Origin of the sequence: Nitrosopumilus sp. (assembly GCF_025698945.1) — an archaeon.
Lineage (GTDB): Archaea > Thermoproteota > Nitrososphaeria > Nitrososphaerales > Nitrosopumilaceae > Nitrosopumilus.
The window spans coordinates 171,637-192,012 of sequence record NZ_JAILWM010000002.1 but is presented as its reverse complement, the minus strand read 5'-3'; the positions used below and the strand labels follow the sequence as shown (position 1 = coordinate 192,012).

Sequence of the window (20,376 nt, the reverse complement as noted above, 5' to 3'; positions counted from 1 at the left end):
TTACTCTATCATTATTTCAATTGTATCTAACTGATCTTGATGATCTGCAATATAATATGTAATTTCATCAGAGTCAATTTCAAGCCATTCTGATTCTCCTTTGTATGGGATGTAATCTTCAATGAATAAATCACCTGGCCCTGTCATTCTGACAATCACTTTTTCATTTTTTGATTTTATCTCAAAAGGAAGTTTGAGAACTTTACCTCTTCTTTGATTCTGAATATTTACTTTGAATTTATCTGAACGAAATTCTACTTCGCCAAAAAAATAACTTTGAAAAATATCTAGTTTGGTAATTTTAAAACTTAGCATATTTTCATATTAATTTTCTAGAAGATAAAACTTGGTTTATCTAATTACGTAAAACGTAAGTTCATTGAAAATGAAAAGGAAAAGGTTGGGTGTTTATATTACTTGCCAGGGTCGTGTTGCAAACGTAATGACATATCCAACGCCAATGATAATTGATTGGTAAGCTATGTTGGTATATGGGATTGGTTTGATAATTGGATCTCCTTCAACTACTACTGTTTGACCTGGACCAAGTCCTGGACCAACTTTTGCTACATTGAGTTGGGTGTGTACGTGGTATACACCTGGTTCAAGTGCTTTTGCAGATAGTGAGTAATCAATGACTGAGTTACCTGGAATGTCAAAGACGTTTCCTGGTGGGTCTCTTGCCAACATTTCCCATCTGTTACCTGCGTTGGTTGACTCTGAGAAGATAGATAGCCATCCTCTAAGGTCTCTTTCTACAAGACTGACTAAAGTTCCTTGAAGTGTCAAGGTTTCGCCAGTTTGCAGGGATTGTCTGTTGAAGGTTTCATCCTCAATTCTGATGAAACGACTCTGAAGTTGTGCTTGGACACCGTGTGCATCTGCAGTTGGAAGTACGGATTCAACCCAGTTGAAACCTAAAGTTCCTAGTGCAAGTACTACAGCTAGTCCAAATACGAAAATCTTTTTTTCGACCATAGTTATCCCTAATATTCAGAAAGAAATACACATCGTTATATGTTTTACCTTGATAGCGAGGATCGATGCTCCAATCATTGTTTATCATCAATGATTAACAATGAAAATGAAAAAATAATAATAAAATTATTTCAATCTAAATCAATGAAAAGAAAAAATTTCATTGATTTTTACTCTAATTACTAAAAAATTTGAACCTAACTAACCATTTTTGAAACTCTTACTTTATATGCCGAACTCACATGATTGTAGACATGGCACAGATGCCCGCATTAATCCCAAAAGAAGTTGAGATTCAGAGACTTAAAAAAATCTGGCTCATCGTTATTGCTATGGGGTCCACTGCAGCATCAGTCGAAGTTGATAACTTCGTTGATGGATCACTACATCAGACATCTATCAGAGATAGTGCTTTCACACCAGCTCACTGGTGGTTGTATTCCCACTTCATCGCATTACCACTTGGATGGGGAGCAGCAGCAATCTATGATAGAAAAGTTCCAGTTCTTAGAGGCCCAAATAATTCAATGAACACTGGTTTGAAGATGACCATTCTAGGTTACCTTGCAACAATGTTTACAATTGGAGTCAATGAGATGTGGCACTTCTGGTTTGTAGAGGAGATCTTTGCAGTACCAAATCACTGGATGTTTAACATGGGTGTTGTAGTAGCATTCATGGGTGCACTTGCATACGTAGTCAGAGTATATGCTAGACTCGTAGAACTAGGTGCAGAAACTCCTGGAGAGAACCCATATGTTGCAGAAATGTACAAGATGGCCTTAGAAGGCAAATTGTACAGCAGAGCAATACCATAGACAAAAGTGCAAAAGCACACTTTTTTCCTTTTTATTATTTTCAAAAGACGTAGATCGTACTTCCTCCCTCAGTTTAAGAAAGACTTAAAAGGATTCTCTATTAGAATAATTCCAGAATGACTCTTCCTAAAGGATTCGGTTCTGGCGGCGCTGGTGGATCATCAAGTGCTGATGTAGAACGAATGATTGGAAAGCGCGTTGAAAACATGACTGGTATGATTACAATTTCATTCTGGGCAGCATGGTTAGCAACTTTTGGTGGTACTGCAGCAGGATATTTCTATTATCCATGGGCATATCCAACCTCTAGTGGTCACTTTGCATTCATCGTCTTGACAATCATTGAGGCAATAGGTTATATCTTCTGTGTTAAAGTCATGGAAGAAGGTTCCAACAAAAATAGTAATGGTATCGTTGGCGGTAGTGTAGCTGCTGTCACAGCCGGTACAATATTCATATCACTATATGTTGGATACTAGAAGGAAAACCCTTCAGACATTTCTTTTTCATTTTCATTTTTAGGTTCAGAACAACGATCTCCATCATACTCTAAAATTTTATATACTGACCGTTTCTTCACCTTCATATGGTCTGGTTAAGACGATGTACACACTACTTATTCATAGTAGTAGTTGCAGTTAACTCAACACTGTTAACAATTAATGCAGGAGATTACATCTTCTACACTGACTGGGCTTGGACTTCGTACACGGTATTCTCAATATCGCAAACGTTGATGCTTGTAGTAGGTGCAACATATTACCTAACATTTACAGGTGTTCCAGGTACAGCAACGTACTACGCTCTAATTATGACAGTATACACATGGGTAGCAAAAGGTGCATGGTTTGCACTCGGATATCCATATGACTTCATTGTAACACCAGTTTGGTTACCATCAGCAATGCTGTTGGATTTAGTCTACTGGGCAACAAAGAAGAACAAGCACTCCTTGATACTGTTTGGCGGCGTACTAGTAGGAATGTCTTTACCATTGTTCAACATGGTAAACCTGATAACAGTAGCAGACCCACTTGAAACGGCATTCAAATATCCAAGACCAACATTGCCACCATACATGACACCGATAGAACCTCAAGTTGGAAAGTTCTATAACAGCCCAGTGGCTTTAGGTGCAGGTGCAGGTGCAGTATTGGCATGTACGTTTGCAGCACTAGGTTGTAAACTAAACACTTGGACATACAGATGGATGGCCGCATGGTCAAAGTGGGACTAAACACCCAACCTCTTCCTTTTCATTTTCTTAATCCTCTAGAGTACACTCTATAGATTTTTTATTTGAAAATTTTTGAAAATAAACTAAGGCTAATAATTTTTAATCAATAATTCAAAGTGACCTGTTCTCTTTTTAGAATTTGAATTGATTGAACGATTTGCATGAATCTTTCTAACTTTCCAAGTTTTTCCTGAAAACATATCGGCAACTTGTTTTGAATCTGAATTTGATAATAGGACTTTACATCCTTTTGAATCAAGTTTTGAGCAAAGTTCTGCTAGTCTACTAAGATCGCTATCTGTGAAATCCTTGTTTGTATAACTGGTAAAATTTGCAGTATCGCTTACTGGTTGGTATGGTGGATCAAAGTATACTAGATCTCCTTTTTTGGCATCTTGCAGTACTGCCTCAAAATCACGACATTTGATTGCAACCTTGCTTGATTGGAGAATGAAACTAACTGAACGTAAATTTTCTTCATTTACGATATTTGGGTTGGTGTATCTTCCAAGAGGTACATTGAATTTTCCTTTGCTGTTTACTCGATATAATCCATTAAAGCAGGTTCTATTGAGAAATAACAATCTTGATGTCTTTTCAATTTCACTTCTTGGATTTGATTCTCTAATGGAGTAATAGTATGATTTAGAATCTTTCTGATAATTTCTTTCATGATTTTTTAGAGAGGAAATAAGCTCGTCAATTCTATCTCTAATTGTAGTATATGCCAATACTAGATCAGAGTTCAAATCAGAGATGCTGCATTTTTGACCATTTCTTTCAGTTAGCATATGAAATAGTAAAGCTCCCCCTCCAAGAAATGGCTCATAATAAGTCCCAAAAGATTTGGGTAAACTCTCATTTAGAATTGGAATTAGTTGGCGTTTTCCTCCTGCCCATTTAACAAATGGTTTTGGAGTGACAGATGATACTTGAGAGTATACTTGTTTCAATAGTTAGTATTGCAGAATTCATTAACTGCACTTTACACAAATTTATTTGATCTTGAACTAACTTTTTACTTGCCTCAGAATAGCTTAAATACAAATTTCGTAAATCTGTCAATTTTAGAATGTTATAGAAAATAATAAGCTTCGAACGGGATCTGAACCCGCGACCTTTACATTACCAATGTAACGCTCTACCAGGCTGAGCTATCGAAGCACAAATTTTCCCTGTAGAAAATCCTTATAATTCTTCATTCTTCTGCAATTTACTCTAAACTGTTAAATTTCACACAAATTTCTACCCTTTTGGAGGAGTAATCAAGCCTGGCCAAAGTAAGCACTTTGTGCTTTTGGACATGCAGGACTTAAGATCAAATAATGGGTGATCCTGTCTCTCAGGAGTTCGTGGGTTCAAATCCCACCTCCTCCACTGTTCTTTATTTTGGATGTTTTATTCCTCTGGCATTGAGGATTTCGTAAACATCTGGCAGAGAGAAAACAAAGCCAATATGTACACAATCTTTTTCGTCACAGAGCTGACAGAACAATTCTCCTTTCTGTACTGCAACTTCTGCAATTCTATTTTTGATATTATCCTTTAGTATTACTCTATCATCATCAACTGAAATCTTTTCAATCTTTGGAGCATATCTTGCAAAGGTCTTGTCCTTTTGCATCATCTCCTCTAACATGTAAGTGACATAACCTGAAAAACTGTTGACTCCTTTCATTTGTAGGTCGTCTTTACTTTTTTGATAAACTTCGTGGAATTTATCATAAACAGTTTCTGAAACAGTGATTGATTTGAATCCGGCTTTTGGCAATTTACTTTTCCTTACCGTACATTAAGGTACCGAAGTATATAATGTTTTATTTTTTGGGAACTGTTTCCTTGATGGGACATGATTTTGACTGTTTTCAGTCGGGACATGTGTTAGGATTCTAAGGCTTTTTTCCAACCCATAATCTCATTATCAAAATTCTTCAACTGTTCTTCAAACTGTTTTTGTGTCATAGGTTCAGGTCGTATAAACAACCATGTTACTGTAGAACCACTCTCATTTGGAGTAACTCTGCATGATACAGTCCATTCTCCACCCCCACCAATAAAATCGTGATCTAAAATTCCAAATTTCTCATTTGATCTTAATCTTATCTTTACTTCACCAAATGGCGAATTGCATACCCACCAATCATCTTTATCTTTTTGAATGTTTTTTAATGCACCTCCAAATTCCCAATTTTTTAGATTTGAAAAAAATTCGAAAGTATCTTTACTAACTTTTGTTGTCACCATTGTTTTTACAATTATGGATCTTGGTTCTTTACCCATAATTCAGATTGGAATTACCATAAAATAAACAATAGAATTGAGTTGCTATTAACTTTTGACAGAATTTTGAATCATGGTTTTCCATTTATTATCCCCCTTGATTTCAATCCCACAGGCTTCGGTGGGCGTCTTTTCATCTAAATCTCTGAATGTCCAAAAAATAATTATAGTATGAACAAATGAAGATATTATTGGATAAATTAGTGATGATTGCATTAGGTGTGAGTATTTCTCTTGGTATCGGTATCACTCTTTTGATTAGATATTATGCAGGTTATGATTTGCTTCCGTGATTCTTAGATTATTTTGAATCAACTAATCTTTTTCCACTACCCTGCCATTTTGAATCTGGTTATTTCCTAAAAGGAAGACTAAATTTCTCATTAATGGTAAATTCTAAAATTAGTCTTTATACAATACCTCTATCAAAATACACTATGGCACGAGGATATTCTACTGAGGACATTAGACAAAAACTAATCTCATTATTAGAAAACTCAGTTTCTGGAATGTCCGGTGTTGAAATCTCTGAAAAGATAGGAGTTAATCGAATTACCATGTCTAAATACCTCAAAGTTTTTGCAGCTGAAGGCTTACTGCGACAAAAAAATATTGGAAATCTCACATTATGGTTTTTAGAACCAGGTCAAGAATCATTTAATTTTCCAGATGATTATTTTAAAGTTCAACCACAGTATGCTGATTATTTAGTTAAAGGAACAGAAGACCAAGTCTTTTCTCTAATTCGAAATTGTTTGAATTCAGGTGGAACTGTAAATCGATTAATTCTTGAAGTAATTTTGCCAGCAATTGATTATGTACAGAAATTATATGATGATGGAAAGATTGGAACAGCAGAGCGTAATCTTCTTAGGACCACGATCTCAAAATCTATTCAAATCTTCAATCAACAATCTATGGTTTCAGATCCACAAAAAAATGTGGTATTAATTTCAGCTGATTCTCAAAGCAGTCTGCTCTCTGAAGCAGTTTCTGCTGTGTATCATTCTAATGGATGGAGAGTTTCCAATTTGGGTGACATGTCATCTGCAATAGATGTCTTATTTGATCTTGATTTTCAAAAACTTGTAGGAAAAATATGGAAACAAAAACCTGGAATTTTGATTGTAGTTGTATTCTCACAAACTAGCGAAGGCCTGAACTTTTTTGTTGATTCAATATCTTCAATAAAAGAAAAATCAGGCAAAAAAATGAAATTAGCTCTTTGTGGCAAAGTATCTAAGAAAACAAAAATTGAATCCGATTTAATTTCTGAAAAAATTGATGATATTTTACAGTGGTCTCAGACAGTATATGCTAATTCTAAATAATGAAAAATGGGCCCGATGTGATTCGAACACATGACCTTTCGATTATCAGTCGAACGCTCCAGCCAAGCTGAGCTACGAGCCCACGAACAAATCTCTTGGCAGGACTCATTTAAGTTTAATTTTCTTTCCACTTGATAGAACAACCAATTGATGGGTCAAAGTCTTTTTCAATTTTTTCACCTGTCAATAGTTTCTGTATATTGTTGATCATTGTCTTTTCTGTGGCTATATCATCTGGTTTCATTGCATTGTCAATTCTTCCATGAAAAACTAACTTTCTTTCACTATTGAATAAGAATGGGTCTGGAGTACACATGGCACCATATTTCTTGGCAATCTCCTGTGTTTCATCAACCAAATAATCAAAACCAAATCCTTTCTCCTTTGCAGTCTGTTTCATTGCTTCAAAACTATCTTCAGGATAATCTGTAGAATCATTACTGTTTATTCCAATAATTGCGATTTCCTTTCCAAATTTTTCATACAGCTCATTTAATGCATCAACTTTTGCCTTGACATAGGGACAGTGATTACACATGAAAATAATCAAAATTCCTTTGTAGTTTCCATAATCATTTAGGGAGTGCTTTTTGTCGTCAATTCCTAGTAATTCAAAGTCAGGAGCTATATCACCTGTCTTTAGTTTGACTTGTGATTCTAATAGTACCATAAAAAAAATTCCTTCCTTTCAAATAAAATTCTTGCCAAGAAGACAACAATTAAAATCCACACAATAAACATCCTCTCGTGGGCCGGTAGTATAGCCTGGTAGTATACCCGCCTTGCACGCGGGGGGTCACGGATTCAAATTCCGTCCGGTCCACTTTTACCTATAACGATCAGTGATGAATTTCAGACTGCTGGATGGATTTAAATAGGATAAGTTTCGGTTTTCTTTTATGACAAGCGCAGTAGATGGATGGCCTGTATGGATTCCACTCATTGTTGGTTTAGCTCCCGGTTTGATATACTGGTTAGCAATTACAGCAAAGAGAAAATAGAACTAATCTATTTTTAATCTCTTTTTATTATCTCTAATGTCTAGTGTCAACTGGGTTAAACGTTGTTACCTTTCTTGTTCACTATATGATATGTTATACGAAATTAATCTCTAATCTGAAAGAAATTCAGATGCGAAAAATTATTTTTAATATATTTTTGATTTTACTATTAATTCCATTCACTCAGGGTTTTTCTCAAGAATATTATGATAATGCACCAACATTATCAGTAGCACTAAGTAATGAAACACCTTTTGTTTATCAGGATGCTGAAGGATACACTGTAGTTATTGGGATGGTAGAAAACCATGATTCACTATCTGCAGTAGATAATGTTAGAATCCAAGTAACTTTCTATGATGATATAGATCCTGCTCCAATTGACATCTCAATTGGGGGAACTATTCTAGAATCAATTCCACCAAATGGAAAATCTCCATATTCAATTCGTTCAACATCTCCTAATTCAGAGATAACACAAGCATCTGTCACTTTGTTGGGATTTGATTCTTCAGAAGGAAAACAAAAGGGACTCTTGGTTTATCCCACTGATGTTTTCTATGATGCATCATTACGCCTATCAGGGGTTTTAGAGAATGGTGGGGCACCTAATTCCAACACAAATGTCTATGCTGTTTTTTATGATAGTTTTGAGCCACCAAGATATTTGCAGATCTCAACTATTGAACTAGGAAATGTAGCATCAAATGCTGAGATTTCTTTTGAGCTTGATGAAAACATTGATGCAAGAGCTGTAGGATTTTTGTTATTTGCTGAATCAGATGTTTTTTATTCAGATTTTGTTGATGTGAAAATTCCACCACCACAATCTCTGACCAAATTAGTAAAAATTTCAGATGTATCCGTAAAAGATACTTCCGGTAACAAACTTTCAGAAATTACATTAGGCTCTACAGTAAATATTGAAAGTCAAACATGGGTGCAGTTTTCATTAAAACAAAACTCGAATGAAACTCCATACACATACTATGTCCAAATTAAAGAATCCGGAGAATCTCCATATGTAGAATTTATTGGAAAATATGATGGTCGATTTATCGGAACAGGACTTCAAACACAAACCATTGACTGGATTCCTGAAAAACCAGGATTGTTTTTTATTGAAACCTTTGTTTGGGATAGAAATAATATTCCAATTGCAGAACAAGGTCCATTTGTATTAGTTATTGTAAAATAGTAAGTTTATTTTAAAAGAAGTTTATTGTTTCTCATGCAGGAATTCTCTCTTATTGCTACTGGAGGTACATTTGATATCATTCATCGTGGACATATTACATTACTTTCAAATTCATTTAAAATTTCTAAAAAAGTAATAATTGGATTGACAAGTGATGAATTGGCATTAAAAAAAGGTAAAGTTCTAACTAATAACTATCAAACAAGACTAGAAAATTTAAATAAATTAATTTCAAAAGAATTTCCAAATTCTTCTTATCAAATTAGTAAATTGGAAAACGATTTTGGTCCTGCAGTATTGGAAACAGGAGTTGAAGCCTTAGTTACTAGTGATGAAACAAGCAATCAGGGTCAGATACTAAACAAATTACGGGAAGAAAAAAACCTACCTCCTGTTAAAATTATCTCTGTTCCTATGTTTTTGGCAAAAGATGGTACGAGAATTTCTACTACTAGAATAAAAAATTCAGAAATTGATACAGAAGGAAACCTGTTATCAATTGACAAATAGATTGCAGAACTTTGAGTAAATGGAATAAAACACAATTTCTTGATTGAGGCTAATGGCAATCATCAATAATATGATGAAAATAATTGATAATGATGTTAATGATCTAAAGCAGGGACTCCATCCACAAAATCTCTCTTTTTGGTACAAAAAAATTATTAATGAAACAATTGAGATGGCACCACCTTGGTTACAAGATAAAATTAAAGTTCATCAAGATCCTATTCTTACAATGAAATTCAATCTAGATATCTCAAAACGTGCAGTGAGATACTTTATGATTGTAGTTGATAATAATTTAGATCAGATGCCATATTCTACCAAACTCTATTTTCTTAAAGTTCAAGAAGTACTGGCTACAGAAATGGACAAATCTCTAGTCTAGTAGAAATTTTTTTTCTAGGCATAAATTTTATCTCAAAGTATCTATAACCAATCAATCTAAAATTTCTTAGAAATGGAGCTTTACAAATCAAAGTATTCTGATAAGAAAAAATCTCAGAGATCCTCTGGAGATAATAACACTAGTCGTTCATACAGAAATTCTAGAAACGATAGAGACTCTAGATATTCAAGAAATGACCGACGAGAAGAATCTACAACAGTAACTTGTGCTGATTGTGGTACTGAATGTCAAGTTCCATTTGTTCCAAGAACAGACAGACCTGTTTACTGTAATGACTGTTTCAGACAAAACAAACCACAAGATTCAGCTAGTGATAGATATTCTAGAAATGATAGATATTCTAGAAATGATAGATATTCTAGAAATGATAGATATTCTAGAAATGACAGATATTCTAGAAATGACAGAAATTCTAGAAATGACAGAAATTCTAGAAATGACAGAAATTCTAGAAATGACAGAAATTCTAGAAACGATAGAGACTCTAGATATTCAAGAAATGACCGACGAGAAGAATCTACAACAGTAACTTGTGCTGATTGTGGTACTGAATGTCAAGTTCCATTTGTTCCAAGAACAGACAGACCTGTTTACTGTAATGACTGTTTCAGACAAAACAAACCACAAGATTCAGCTAGTGATAGATATTCTAGAAATGACAGAAATTCTAGAAACGATAGAGACTCTAGATATTCAAGAAATGAAAAACAGTCCAGTAGGGACAGAATTATCTCCAAAAAACCAAAAAATGAAAAATTCTTAAAAAAGCGAGAGAGTTTTTTTGCAAATGCTTCTGACAAATTTTATGAATCTCTAAAAGAAAAATTGTTTGAAATTTTAGGCGGCAAAAGTTGCTCTAGTTGTGGATTTAAAGATGAGAGAGCTTTAGGAATAAGTCATATTTTTGAAGAAAATGGCTTTGATGATGTTAAACGAGGGGGTGCAGCTTCCTCATGGGGAAAATACATTTCAGAACCTGAACTCGCTAGAGAAGAGCTAAAGGTCCTATGTTTGAACTGTAACCAGATCAGACAACCTATTACAAAAAGCAAAGTAGAAAAAGTAAAACCAAAACAGAAAAAGAGCAGATATTTTCCTAGGTAATCCTAGAATCATTTCTGAGAATTTATTAACACTTTAATTATAATTATTTTTGAAATATAATATGAATGGCGACTTTAAGGCTTTAGGAATTTCTCTTATTGCAATGGTTGGAATTGTGGCCCTTTACACTATATTTTCTCCATAGGTCCTCACTTTTTTACTATTTCTACAATATGTTCTGAAATTTTAGTAGAAATTAGGGTGTGTTCTTTGTCTAAAACTGATTGAATAAAATCTGCAAATTTTTCAACATGATCCTGGTCTTTTAATAAAACACTGTGAGCTGATTTGTCTTTCAATGATATTACAAGTTCATTTTTTACAATATTTAGAATTCCTGTGATGTATGTTTCTTTTCCGTCTTTAATGAATATTAAGGAGGCTAATTTTTGAGCCTCATATTCATCATCACACTCTATACTGATTTTCATTTATTTTCAAAAAGAAATTTCTCTAATTGGTCTTTTGCTTTTTCTCTTTTTTCTTGATGTACTGAAAGAAAGTTATTAATTTTTTCAATTAAAATTGCTTTCAATTCTCCGGAGAGAAGCTTTCCCGATTTGTAATCTTCATAAATTGATTTTAATTTATTATCATTTGGTTCAAAAAATATTCTTAGATATTGAAATGATACATCAATATCAGGATTACCTCCAAGTTTTCTATGTTCTTCAATGTCAGGTTGACCACCTGAAAATGCATATTTGTTAATTTTTTTCTTTACCACATTAGGTGTATCAGTGGTGTATACTGTACCATTTTCATCAGATGCAGACATCTTTCCTCCTGGTCCTTCTAAACCTGGAATCATAATGTTGTGAATTAGTGCAGGTTTTGGTTTTCCTATTTTTGGTGCTACGTCTCTTGTTAATCTAAAATGTGGATCTTGATCTACTCCTAGTGGAATTAAAACCGGTTTGTCTTCAATAAAACAAGGGGCCGATTGTAATGATGTATAAAAAATCATTCCTAGATTTGTTTCATTAGTAAATCCAAATGTTGCCTTTGTGTTTGAAAAATTAATCTTTTTTGCAACTTGAGCCGCAATAGGATAAAGCGTCTGAATATTTTTTGTATTGATTATAATTTTTGTTTTTTCAGGTTTGAATCCTAGTGCAATAAAGTCTAAGGCATTTTCATATGCAAATTTTTTAGTATCTTCTAATGTTAAATCTGCTTTTGAATAAAATTTTTCATCATCAGTTAGTTGGAAATACATGTTAACATCAAATTTCTCCTGTAACCATTTTGCAAAAACCCATGGAACTAAATGTCCTATATGAGTATGACCTGAGGGTCCCCTGCCAGTATAAAGAAAAAATTTGTTCCCTTTTTCATAGTCATCAAGAATTCTGTTCATATCTCTGTGAGAAAAGAATATGCCTCTTCTTAGCATAAAATGGTCTTCCCCTGCAATCTTTTTGATTCTGTTATTCAATTCTGGTGAAATCTTTTCAGTGCCAAATTTTTTGGTTAATTTATCATAGTCAATATCTCCTTCTACATGCCAAGGAGTTACAACAAAGTCATCAACTGACATTCAATTTGACTTAGGTTAAGGTTTAAAAAGTCTTTTTCGAACTTTCACTGTTGTCGCAGGTTTTTCATGAGATTGAAAAAAAAATTATCGCATCTCTAAAAGATGTTCAAAAACAAACTCCTGAAATGCTTGAAAAATCCACTTCTCTTTCACCAGATCAAGTTAGACGTGGAATAGAATGGCTAAAACTCAAAGATCTTGCAATTGTAAACGAATCAACATCAAGTATTCTTACTTTGGGAAAAAATGGAAAAGAATCCTTGGAACTGGGATTGCCTGAAAGAAGATTATTGAATCTTTTAAAAGATGGTCCAAAAAAATTATCTGAATTACAAAAAGAATTAGGTCCTATTTTTGGACCCGCAATGGGATTATGTAAAAAAAATAATTGGATTGAAAGTTCATCAGAACAACTTTCATCTCTATCTATTCCTGCAGAATTGCCTGGAGAAAAAACCATTAAACAAATTAGAACTGAAAAACTATCAAAAGACAAAGTAGATGCAAATGATTTAGCATCCCTTTTGAGAAGACCTGATTTTATTGTTGAAGAAGTTATCAAGAATAAAGAAATTTCATTAACAGATTTAGCAAAATCAATTAAACTCTCCGAATCAACTGGTGCAATAGATGTAGAGGCTAAAGTTCCAGAGGTTTTTGTTGCAAGAACTCATCCATTGAAAGATACCATTGATGAAATTCGTGAAATTTTTGTAACATTGGGATTTTCAGAAATTAATGGAAATATGACTCAACCAAGCTTTTGGAATTTTGATGCTCTATTCACTCCGCAAGATCATCCTGCAAGAGAACTACAAGATACTTTTTATCTTGATAAAATTTCTGCAAAAAAAATTGGAACGTCTGAGCAAATTAGAAGAGTTTCTGATTCTCATAAGAAAAATTGGAGATACCAGTGGGATATCAATGAAGCAAGAAAAATGGTCCTTAGAACCCATACCACTTGTGTTACAATAAAACATCTAGCTGAAAATAAGCCTGATGAAGCTAGAGTTTTTTCATTAGGTCGTGTATTTAGAAATGAAAAAGTTAGTTACAAACATCTAGTAGAATTTAATCAAATAGAGGGAGTTGTTGTTGGAAAAAATGCAACGTTAAGGGATTTGATGGGCATTCAACGAGAGTTTTACAAAAGAATTGGAATCACAAAAATAAAATTTTGGCCAACATTTTTCCCATACACAGAACCATCTTTGCAAACTATGGTATATAATGAAAGATTAGGAAAATGGGTAGAACTATTTGGAATGGGAATTTTCAGACCTGAAGTAACCAAACCTCTTGGAATAAACAAACCAGTTTTAGCTTGGGGTGGTGGAATTGAAAGAATTGCCATGTTGAAATATGGATTAGATGATGTTAGAGAATTTTACAACAACAATTTAGGTTGGTTAAGGAGTGCTACCAAATGCCAGTAATTGAATTATCATATTCCAGATTACAGAAACTGATTGGTAAAGTATCAAAAAAACAAATTTCAGATTCTCTGCCTTTCCTAGGTCTTGATATAGAATCTGAAGATAAAGATCTTGTTAGAATTGAATACAGCCCTAATAGACCAGATTATTCCACTGATTTTGGAATTGCTCTTGGATTGCAAGGATTACTTGGGAAAAAAACTGGAGCAGTAAAGCTTGTTGTCAAAAAATCAAACAAATATCAAATTTCTGTAAAGCCTCAAGTATCTAAAATTCGTCCATATGTGACTGGAATTGTAGCCAAAAATGGCAAAATTGATGATAAAACAATCAAGCAATTAATGGTAATGCAAGAAGATTTACATTTTGGAATAGGGAGAAAACGAAAAAAATCCTCAATTGGAATTCATGATTTAGATAAGATCACATTTCCTCTAGTCTACACTACAACAAATCAAAACCACAATTTTGTCCCATTAAATTCTGATAAGGAATTAACAATCACTGAAATTCTCTCAAACACAGATGTTGGAAAAGATTATGGAAATATCCTTGAAAATTCCTCACATATGCCCCTAATTTTAGATGCTAATCAAAAAACGGTTTCATTTCCTCCTATTATCAATGCTGCAGTAACAACTGTTACACCTAAAACAAAAAATTTGTTTGTTGAGGTGACTGGTATCAATAAAGCAGATGCTGAAGATATGCTTTCAGTTGTTGCAACTATCTTACAAACTGCAGGTTTTTCTTTAGAATCTGTTCAAATATCTGGTGCAAAAAATTCTTCACCCAGACTTGAACAAAAGAAAATGATTGTTAGTTCTTCTCTAGTTAATCAAACCCTAGGTTTAGATCTTAATACTTCAAAAATTATTTCTTCATTAAAAAAATCTCGTTTAGATGCAATATCTAAAGGAAAAAACATTGTTTGTACTATTCCTCCGTACAGGTTTGATATTTTTGGAGAAATGGATTTGGTTGAAGAAGTTGCTTTAGGTTATGGAATTCAAAATCTTGAACCAACACTATCTCCGTCACAAACCATTGGCCAAACAAGTCCAATCTCTGTTGTCCTAAAATCTCTGAGCCTAATAATGACAGGACTTGGATATCATGAGGCATTGAATTCTAGTTTAACTAGCAAAAGAGTTCTATATGAAATGACAAATAGAAATACTTCAAAAATTATTTCTGTACTTGATTCAAAAAGTCAGGAACATACAATATTGCGTGATTCTATTCTTCCGGGATTGTTAGAGAATCTATCAAAAAATATTCATGAATCTTATCCTCAAAAATTATTTGAGACAGGAACTGTGTTTTCACTTGATAATCCAATATCTGAAAAAATTAATTTTTCATGTGTTAGTGCACATCAAGATTCAAACTTTACTGAAATTAAATCCATTTTGCAATCTGCATTAAATACTGGTTTTAATATGAAAATTGAAACAAAAACTGCAACTCATCCAACTTTTGAAGCTGGCCGTTGTGCTAATGTTGTTGTAAGTGGCAAATCTATTGGAATAATTGGAGAAATTAACTCAAAAATCATTGAAAACTATAAAATCCGTGTACCTGTTGTGGCTTTTGAAATTTCACTATCTGAATCTATTCTGAAATCTCTTTAGAAAAGAAACAATCAATGATAATATTCCTAAACCAAAAAAAATTACTCCGATATAGTATTCTATTGTAAGTCTTTGATGAATTTGCTTGGAATTGGCATCAAGTAAATTGTAAGTTGGAAGTTCCATATTTTCAAAAAACTGAATTTGTGGATAATCAAAAATTATTATCAATGATCCTAAAATTAAAAATACAATTCCTATAAAAAATAAAGTAACATTTTTGATTTCCATAATATTTCATTTTTAATATGAAATTTAATTTTAGTTACAAAATTGATTTAATAAATTCAAAATGACCACGATGGTTTTTAGTAGAAGTAGATTCTACAATTAAACGCCCAAGAGCAGGCACGCAGACGGATTAGGATGAGTCGATCGTAATGATACCTATGATTTCTAATTCACCCAGGCGTGCTACATTATGGGCAACCCCGGTTAGAAAACCCAAGGAGGTTTTGGCTAAAATACCAATGATCTTGTGCGAGTCAGAACCGGGGAACATTTTTCATTTTTAGATAAACATTAAACATCCATTACAAAAATGAAAAATGAAATGGTAAATTATTGGCTAGCAAAACAAGAACCCAGTGGTCCTAGAGGATATAATTTTGAAAGATTGAAGAAAGAAAAATCAACTGTATGGGATGGTGTTCATAATAATTTAGCATTAAAGCATATGAGGGAAATGAAACCTGGTGATCTTGCAATTTTTTATCATACCGGAGATGAACGACAAGCTGTAGGAATTATGCAAATTACTTCAAAGCCTTATCCTAATCCTAAAGAAGAAAATCCTCGTTTTGTTGTTGTTGATGTAAAATATAAAAAAACTTTGAAACGTCCTGTAACTCTAGATGAAATGAAAAAAGATAAAAAATTCAAAAATTGGGAATTGATTAAAATATCTAGATTATCCGTAATGCCTGTTCCAAAGCCAATATGGGACGCGATTTTAAAGATTTCTCAAACCTAACTAAAATCGGTTTATTGATATAGTCGAATTATCTAATTATTTTATGGCAACAGCTTATGTTTTAATAAACTGTGAACTAGGTTCAGAAGAAGCTATCATACAGCAACTAAAGGGCTTAGAAGGTGTTAAGGAAGTTCATGGAACTTTTGGTGCATACGATATTTTGGCCAAGATCGAATCTGATACTGTTGAAAAACTTAGAGAAACAATTACTTGGAAAATAAGAAAAATTGAAAAGATTCGTTCAACTCTAACCCTGATGGGTATTGAAGGCCAAACATAAACACCCTTTTTTCTTAAAATGATTTTACACTTTATTTTTGTTGTAAAAGAAGAAGATCGTGATAAAAGGAAATTTGAATTTGAATATATCCAAAAAATGAGCCAATTTTACAAGGTTTGGATTAAAGAGAAATTCGGATTAGACTATGAAATTCAATGTGATGAATTAGTTACCCAACCTAGAAGTATATTGCAACGACTTGACACACATACTCTAGTACGTGATCATGAGCAAAGAGGAAAAGAAATTTATCATTTCTACTTAACTCATTTCAAACCATTGTGGACAGATTGTACATGTGAGGGATATCATGCTGAAAATTTTGGTCTTGCTTTTTGGCAACAACCTAAAGAAGAAAATGATACATTATTTCTTGCAGAAAAAAATTGTACTACTGTATCTCATGAGATACTTCATGAACTATTGCGTATTTTAAGACACAAAAAATATGTTCAGGAAGTTCATGATATCTGGACAAAACATTTCTATGAACAATTGGAATTTGAGCAATATGGTGAAGATTTCAAAAAAACAGATGGTAAACCAATGTTTCTAACTATAAATACTTCTCAACTAAATTTGTAATTTCTTAACACTTTGTTACAGAATAAATATTATTTTCGAAATTTGCAGTTTTAAAATCTAGTTTGTTTTCAGGATCATTTGGTCTTGATTTACTCAAAGTTTCAAGTTCCACTAAAGCATCTCCTCTAAATCCTACCGATGAACCATAAATTGCATCAGTTAACATCGTTCCATGTTCTCCTCTCTTAATATCATCAACCATTTCGTAGAATCTTGCAGTTTCTTTTTTGTTAACTGGATTTCCTGTTGCTTTATTATATGCTACCGAAATATACATTCCATTATTTTTTACAGCAACTGGAATTTTGTGATTTTTACCAGATTGACCTGGAATGGTTTCATTAACTAAAACTTCACATTTATGATACATACTAGAAACATATGCATAGAATCTGTATTGTGCATATTTTCCTGCGCTGTCTTCTTCACAACCAACAAAAACTTTGTGTAAAAGTTCTAGAGCTTCATCATTCATACTTTGTAATCTATCGTCTATCCGTCCTCTCTCTAGAAGTTCTGATTTGCATTCTTTGGCAATTAAAACTAAAATGAAATCTGGCAAGTTGTAATTTTTAAGTGCTGCAACAAATGCTCCAGCTTGTGACATGCCAAATTTTGGAAAACCCTTATTGACCATGTTTACACCTCAATTTTGAAAATTTGCTACTCCCCAACAGTAAATTAAGAAGCTGCTTTTCGCTTATAATTGTTAAGAATTTTCATGCCTGTGAAAAAATTTTTAGGTATTTTTTAATTGCAAATATAAATTCGGGATGGATTTATTGCTGATATGGATATTGATTCTACTCCAGAACTAGTTTCAAATGTATATCTAAAATTAAAAGAAAATATCAAAAAATACCGATCAACTGTAGGAAGACCACTTACACTTACTGAAAAAATTCTAGCAGGCCATTTTAATCAGATAGATGAAAAAAAATTTGAAGGTGGTAAAGACTATGTTTTTCTTAAACCTGACAGAGTAGCTCTACAAGACGTAACTGGCCAAATGGTTATGCTTCAATTCATGCAAGCTGGACTTGATAAAACATCTTTACCAACTACTGTTCATTGTGATCATCTCATTAGAGCTGAAGTTCAAGGAGATATTGACATGAAAGTTTCACTTGATGAAAACAGTGAAGTTTTCAAATTCCTACAATCTGCAGCTGCAAAATATGGTTGTGGTTTTTGGAAGCCAGGAGCAGGAATTATTCATCAAGTAGTTTTAGAAAATTATGCTTTCCCAGGAGGATTAATGATTGGTACTGATTCACATACTCCAAATGCAGGAGGATTAGGAATGATTGCAATAGGTGTGGGTGGTCTTGATGCTGCTGAAACTATGGCTGGATTGCCATGGGAATTACTTTTTCCTAAAAAAATTGGTGTAAAATTAACTGGTGAACTAAATGGATGGACTGCACCAAAAGATATCATTCTAAAAGTTGCAGAAGAATTAACCGTATCTGGTGGCACTAATGCAATTGTTGAATATTTTGGTCCTGGTACAAAATCAATTAGTTGTACAGGTAAAGCAACCATAACTAATATGGGAGCAGAAATTGGTGCTACATGTTCAATCTTTCCTTATGATGAAAGAATGGAAACCTATCTAAAGTATACAAACAGAGCTGACATTGCTGAATTAGCTAATCAAAATAAAGCTTCACTTGTTGCAGATCCTGAAATTGAAAATAATCCAGAAAACTTTTTTGATAGAGTAATTGAAATCAATCTTTCAACTTTAGAGCCACATATTGTTGGACCACATACTCCTGATTTAGCACGAAGTATTTCTGAACTATCTGATGATGTGACTTCCAATGATTATGTAGATCCAATATCTGTTGCATTAATTGGAAGTTGTACTAATTCATCTTATGAAGACATGTCAAGAGCTGCAAGTATTGCCGAGCAAGCAAGGGCAAAAGGAATCAAATCTAAAATTCCTTTACTCGTTACTCCTGGTTCAGAACAAATCAGAGGAACAATAGAGCGTGATGGTCAAATGGATTCTCTAAAAGAGATTGGTGCTACAGTATTAGCAAATGCATGTGGTCCGTGTATTGGTCAATGGAATAGACCTGAATTAGATAAAGATCAAAAAAATACTATAGTCACTACCTTTAATCGAAATTTCCCTGGAAGAAATGATGGTCATCGAAATACACTAAATTTTATTGGAAGTCCTGAAATGATTATTGCTTTATCATTAGGTGGGAAATTATCTTTTAATCCATTAAAAGATGAATTAACCGCTGCAGATGGTACAAAGTTCAAGCTTGAACCACCAAAACCCGCACCTGAAGTTCCTAAAGAAGGATTCATGAGACCTGAGGGAATTTTTATTGCTCCACCAGAAAATTCTAAAGATATTGAAGTAATTATTGATCCTAACAGTAAACGACTGCAAAGACTGGAATCTTTTCCTGCATGGAGTGGAAAAGATTTTGAAGAATTACCCATCATGGTAAAGGCAAAAGGAAAATGTACTACTGATCATATTTCTCCTGCTGGTGCTTGGTTATCTCTAAGAGGTCACTTGGATAATCTAAGCGATAACATGCTTTTAGGTGCAGTTAATGCATTTAATGATGAAGTTGGGGTCGGAAAGAATATTCTTAACAACAAGCAAGAATCTTTTGCAAAAATTGCCCGTCAGTATAAAGAAAAACAAATGAACTGGGTGATTATTGGCGATAATAATTACGGAGAAGGCAGTAGTAGAGAACATGCTGCAATGACCCCTAGATATTTGGGGTGTGTTGCAGTAATTACAAAAAGTCTAGCTAGAATACATGAAACAAATTTGAAAAAACAAGGAATTTTGGCATTGACATTTAGCAACCCTTCTGATTATGATAAAATCTTAGAAGATGACAAAATCAGTTTAGTTGAACTTGATAATTTAGCACCACACAAACAAGTTAAGTGTATTATTACACATAATGACGGAAATAAAGAAGAGATTTTACTAAATCATTCTTATAATGAAGCACAAATAGAGTGGTTCAAAGCTGGTTCTGCACTTAATGTTTTGAGAAATAATCCATAAAATT

At 33.4% G+C, this 20,376-nt stretch carries 24 protein-coding genes and 4 tRNA genes; 16 read left to right on the top strand and 12 right to left on the bottom strand.

What is annotated here, in order from left to right; translation table 11 throughout:
• On the bottom strand, window positions 1-315 hold the full coding sequence (locus tag K5790_RS06390; protein ID WP_297593425.1) for a hypothetical protein: 315 nt from the start codon (window positions 313-315) through the stop codon (window positions 1-3).
• A 93-nt stretch (window positions 316-408) separates the two neighbouring features.
• Complete coding sequence (locus K5790_RS06385) at window positions 409-978, bottom strand: methane monooxygenase/ammonia monooxygenase subunit B (protein ID WP_297593423.1); 570 nt, start codon at window positions 976-978, stop codon at window positions 409-411.
• Between the two features lie 254 nt (window positions 979-1,232).
• Here K5790_RS06385 and K5790_RS06380 point away from each other — a divergent pair, with 254 nt between their 5' ends.
• The 3 genes from K5790_RS06380 (at window position 1,233) to K5790_RS06370 (ending at window position 3,033) form a co-directional block, all read left to right on the top strand.
• A complete protein-coding gene (locus tag K5790_RS06380) occupies window positions 1,233-1,796 on the top strand; it encodes a methane monooxygenase/ammonia monooxygenase subunit C (RefSeq protein WP_297593421.1) in 564 nt (187 codons plus the stop codon).
• A 116-nt stretch (window positions 1,797-1,912) separates the two neighbouring features.
• Entirely contained in the window at window positions 1,913-2,275 is a 363-nt protein-coding gene (locus tag K5790_RS06375) for a hypothetical protein (protein ID WP_297593419.1), read from the top strand.
• 107 nt (window positions 2,276-2,382) lie between these two features.
• Complete coding sequence (locus K5790_RS06370) at window positions 2,383-3,033, top strand: ammonia monooxygenase (RefSeq protein ID WP_297593417.1); 651 nt, start codon at window positions 2,383-2,385, stop codon at window positions 3,031-3,033.
• An 89-nt stretch (window positions 3,034-3,122) separates the two neighbouring features.
• On the opposite strand, the gene K5790_RS06365 is transcribed toward K5790_RS06370, so the two are convergent.
• A complete protein-coding gene (locus tag K5790_RS06365; RefSeq protein ID WP_297593415.1) occupies window positions 3,123-3,986 on the bottom strand; it encodes a DNA adenine methylase in 864 nt (287 codons plus the stop codon).
• 137 nt (window positions 3,987-4,123) lie between these two features.
• Window positions 4,124-4,197, bottom strand: a tRNA-Thr gene (locus tag K5790_RS06360).
• Between the two features lie 91 nt (window positions 4,198-4,288).
• On the opposite strand from K5790_RS06360, the gene K5790_RS06355 reads away from it, so the two are divergent.
• A tRNA-Leu gene (locus K5790_RS06355) sits at window positions 4,289-4,410 on the top strand.
• 7 nt (window positions 4,411-4,417) lie between these two features.
• On the opposite strand, the gene K5790_RS06350 is transcribed toward K5790_RS06355, so the two are convergent.
• Window positions 4,418-4,804 (bottom strand): hypothetical protein, encoded by a 387-nt coding sequence (locus tag K5790_RS06350; protein ID WP_297593413.1) that lies wholly within the window; start codon window positions 4,802-4,804, stop codon window positions 4,418-4,420.
• Window positions 4,805-4,914: 110 nt separating this feature from the next.
• Window positions 4,915-5,313 (bottom strand): hypothetical protein, encoded by a 399-nt coding sequence (locus K5790_RS06345; RefSeq protein WP_297593411.1) that lies wholly within the window; start codon window positions 5,311-5,313, stop codon window positions 4,915-4,917.
• A 437-nt stretch (window positions 5,314-5,750) separates the two neighbouring features.
• Between K5790_RS06345 and K5790_RS06340 the strand changes: the two genes are divergently transcribed.
• The gene (locus K5790_RS06340; RefSeq protein WP_297593409.1) at window positions 5,751-6,644 is read left to right on the top strand and encodes a B12-binding domain-containing protein; all 894 of its coding nucleotides are present in this window, start codon (window positions 5,751-5,753) and stop codon (window positions 6,642-6,644) included.
• A gap of 7 nt (window positions 6,645-6,651) precedes the next feature.
• Here K5790_RS06340 and K5790_RS06335 read toward each other — a convergent pair.
• Both K5790_RS06335 and K5790_RS06330 read right to left on the bottom strand, forming a co-directional pair.
• Window positions 6,652-6,726 (bottom strand) — tRNA-Ile (locus K5790_RS06335).
• 33 nt (window positions 6,727-6,759) lie between these two features.
• Window positions 6,760-7,314, bottom strand: a complete 555-nt coding sequence (locus K5790_RS06330) for a thioredoxin family protein (RefSeq protein ID WP_297593407.1) — start codon at window positions 7,312-7,314, stop codon at window positions 6,760-6,762.
• A gap of 79 nt (window positions 7,315-7,393) precedes the next feature.
• Between K5790_RS06330 and K5790_RS06325 the strand changes: the two genes are divergently transcribed.
• From K5790_RS06325 to K5790_RS06305, 5 genes are all read left to right on the top strand, one after another.
• Window positions 7,394-7,467: transfer RNA gene (locus K5790_RS06325), tRNA-Ala, on the top strand.
• 308 nt (window positions 7,468-7,775) lie between these two features.
• Entirely contained in the window at window positions 7,776-8,843 is a 1,068-nt protein-coding gene (locus K5790_RS06320) for a hypothetical protein (RefSeq protein ID WP_297593405.1), read from the top strand.
• 33 nt (window positions 8,844-8,876) lie between these two features.
• Window positions 8,877-9,353, top strand: coding sequence for a phosphopantetheine adenylyltransferase (locus tag K5790_RS06315; RefSeq protein ID WP_297593402.1), 477 nt, complete (start codon window positions 8,877-8,879; stop codon window positions 9,351-9,353).
• Window positions 9,354-9,405: 52 nt separating this feature from the next.
• Window positions 9,406-9,735, top strand: a complete 330-nt coding sequence (locus tag K5790_RS06310) for a hypothetical protein (protein ID WP_297593401.1) — start codon at window positions 9,406-9,408, stop codon at window positions 9,733-9,735.
• A gap of 72 nt (window positions 9,736-9,807) precedes the next feature.
• Window positions 9,808-10,860: a CxxC-x17-CxxC domain-containing protein gene (locus K5790_RS06305; protein ID WP_297593399.1), complete on the top strand. Its 1,053-nt coding sequence runs from the start codon at window positions 9,808-9,810 to the stop codon at window positions 10,858-10,860.
• Window positions 10,861-11,009: 149 nt separating this feature from the next.
• On the opposite strand, the gene K5790_RS06300 is transcribed toward K5790_RS06305, so the two are convergent.
• Together K5790_RS06300 and K5790_RS06295 are read right to left on the bottom strand one after the other, a co-directional pair.
• Window positions 11,010-11,291: a hypothetical protein gene (locus K5790_RS06300; RefSeq protein ID WP_297593397.1), complete on the bottom strand. Its 282-nt coding sequence runs from the start codon at window positions 11,289-11,291 to the stop codon at window positions 11,010-11,012.
• Complete coding sequence (locus K5790_RS06295; protein WP_297593395.1) at window positions 11,288-12,400, bottom strand: tryptophan--tRNA ligase; 1,113 nt, start codon at window positions 12,398-12,400, stop codon at window positions 11,288-11,290. The genes K5790_RS06300 and K5790_RS06295 overlap by 4 nt, the downstream gene beginning before the upstream one ends.
• 50 nt (window positions 12,401-12,450) lie before the next feature.
• On the opposite strand from K5790_RS06295, the gene K5790_RS06290 reads away from it, so the two are divergent.
• Both K5790_RS06290 and pheT read left to right on the top strand, forming a co-directional pair.
• A complete protein-coding gene (locus K5790_RS06290) occupies window positions 12,451-13,839 on the top strand; it encodes a phenylalanine--tRNA ligase subunit alpha (RefSeq protein WP_297593394.1) in 1,389 nt (462 codons plus the stop codon).
• Entirely contained in the window at window positions 13,830-15,473 is a 1,644-nt protein-coding gene (gene pheT, locus K5790_RS06285; RefSeq protein WP_297593393.1) for a phenylalanine--tRNA ligase subunit beta, read from the top strand. Before K5790_RS06290 ends, pheT begins: the two co-directional genes overlap by 10 nt.
• Here the strand turns inward: pheT and K5790_RS06280 are convergent.
• Window positions 15,444-15,704, bottom strand: a complete 261-nt coding sequence (locus K5790_RS06280; RefSeq protein ID WP_297593392.1) for a hypothetical protein — start codon at window positions 15,702-15,704, stop codon at window positions 15,444-15,446. The genes pheT and K5790_RS06280 overlap by 30 nt on opposite strands.
• Window positions 15,705-16,026: 322 nt before the next feature.
• Here K5790_RS06280 and K5790_RS06275 point away from each other — a divergent pair, with 322 nt between their 5' ends.
• The 3 genes from K5790_RS06275 to K5790_RS06265 are packed head-to-tail and all read left to right on the top strand — an operon-like array spanning window position 16,027 to window position 17,314.
• Window positions 16,027-16,446, top strand: a complete 420-nt coding sequence (locus K5790_RS06275) for an EVE domain-containing protein (RefSeq protein ID WP_297593537.1) — start codon at window positions 16,027-16,029, stop codon at window positions 16,444-16,446.
• A gap of 43 nt (window positions 16,447-16,489) precedes the next feature.
• Window positions 16,490-16,729 carry an Lrp/AsnC ligand binding domain-containing protein gene (locus K5790_RS06270; RefSeq protein WP_014963852.1) on the top strand — a complete coding sequence of 80 codons (240 nt, stop codon included), beginning with the start codon at window positions 16,490-16,492 and terminating at the stop codon, window positions 16,727-16,729.
• Window positions 16,730-16,747: 18 nt separating this feature from the next.
• Window positions 16,748-17,314 (top strand): hypothetical protein, encoded by a 567-nt coding sequence (locus K5790_RS06265; protein ID WP_297593391.1) that lies wholly within the window; start codon window positions 16,748-16,750, stop codon window positions 17,312-17,314.
• Between the two features lie 4 nt (window positions 17,315-17,318).
• Here K5790_RS06265 and K5790_RS06260 read toward each other — a convergent pair whose 3' ends face one another.
• A complete protein-coding gene (locus K5790_RS06260; protein ID WP_297593389.1) occupies window positions 17,319-17,951 on the bottom strand; it encodes a hypothetical protein in 633 nt (210 codons plus the stop codon).
• Between the two features lie 153 nt (window positions 17,952-18,104).
• On the opposite strand from K5790_RS06260, the gene K5790_RS06255 reads away from it, so the two are divergent.
• Window positions 18,105-20,372 (top strand): aconitate hydratase, encoded by a 2,268-nt coding sequence (locus K5790_RS06255; protein WP_297593387.1) that lies wholly within the window; start codon window positions 18,105-18,107, stop codon window positions 20,370-20,372.
• The last annotated feature ends 4 nt before the right edge of the window (window positions 20,373-20,376 follow it).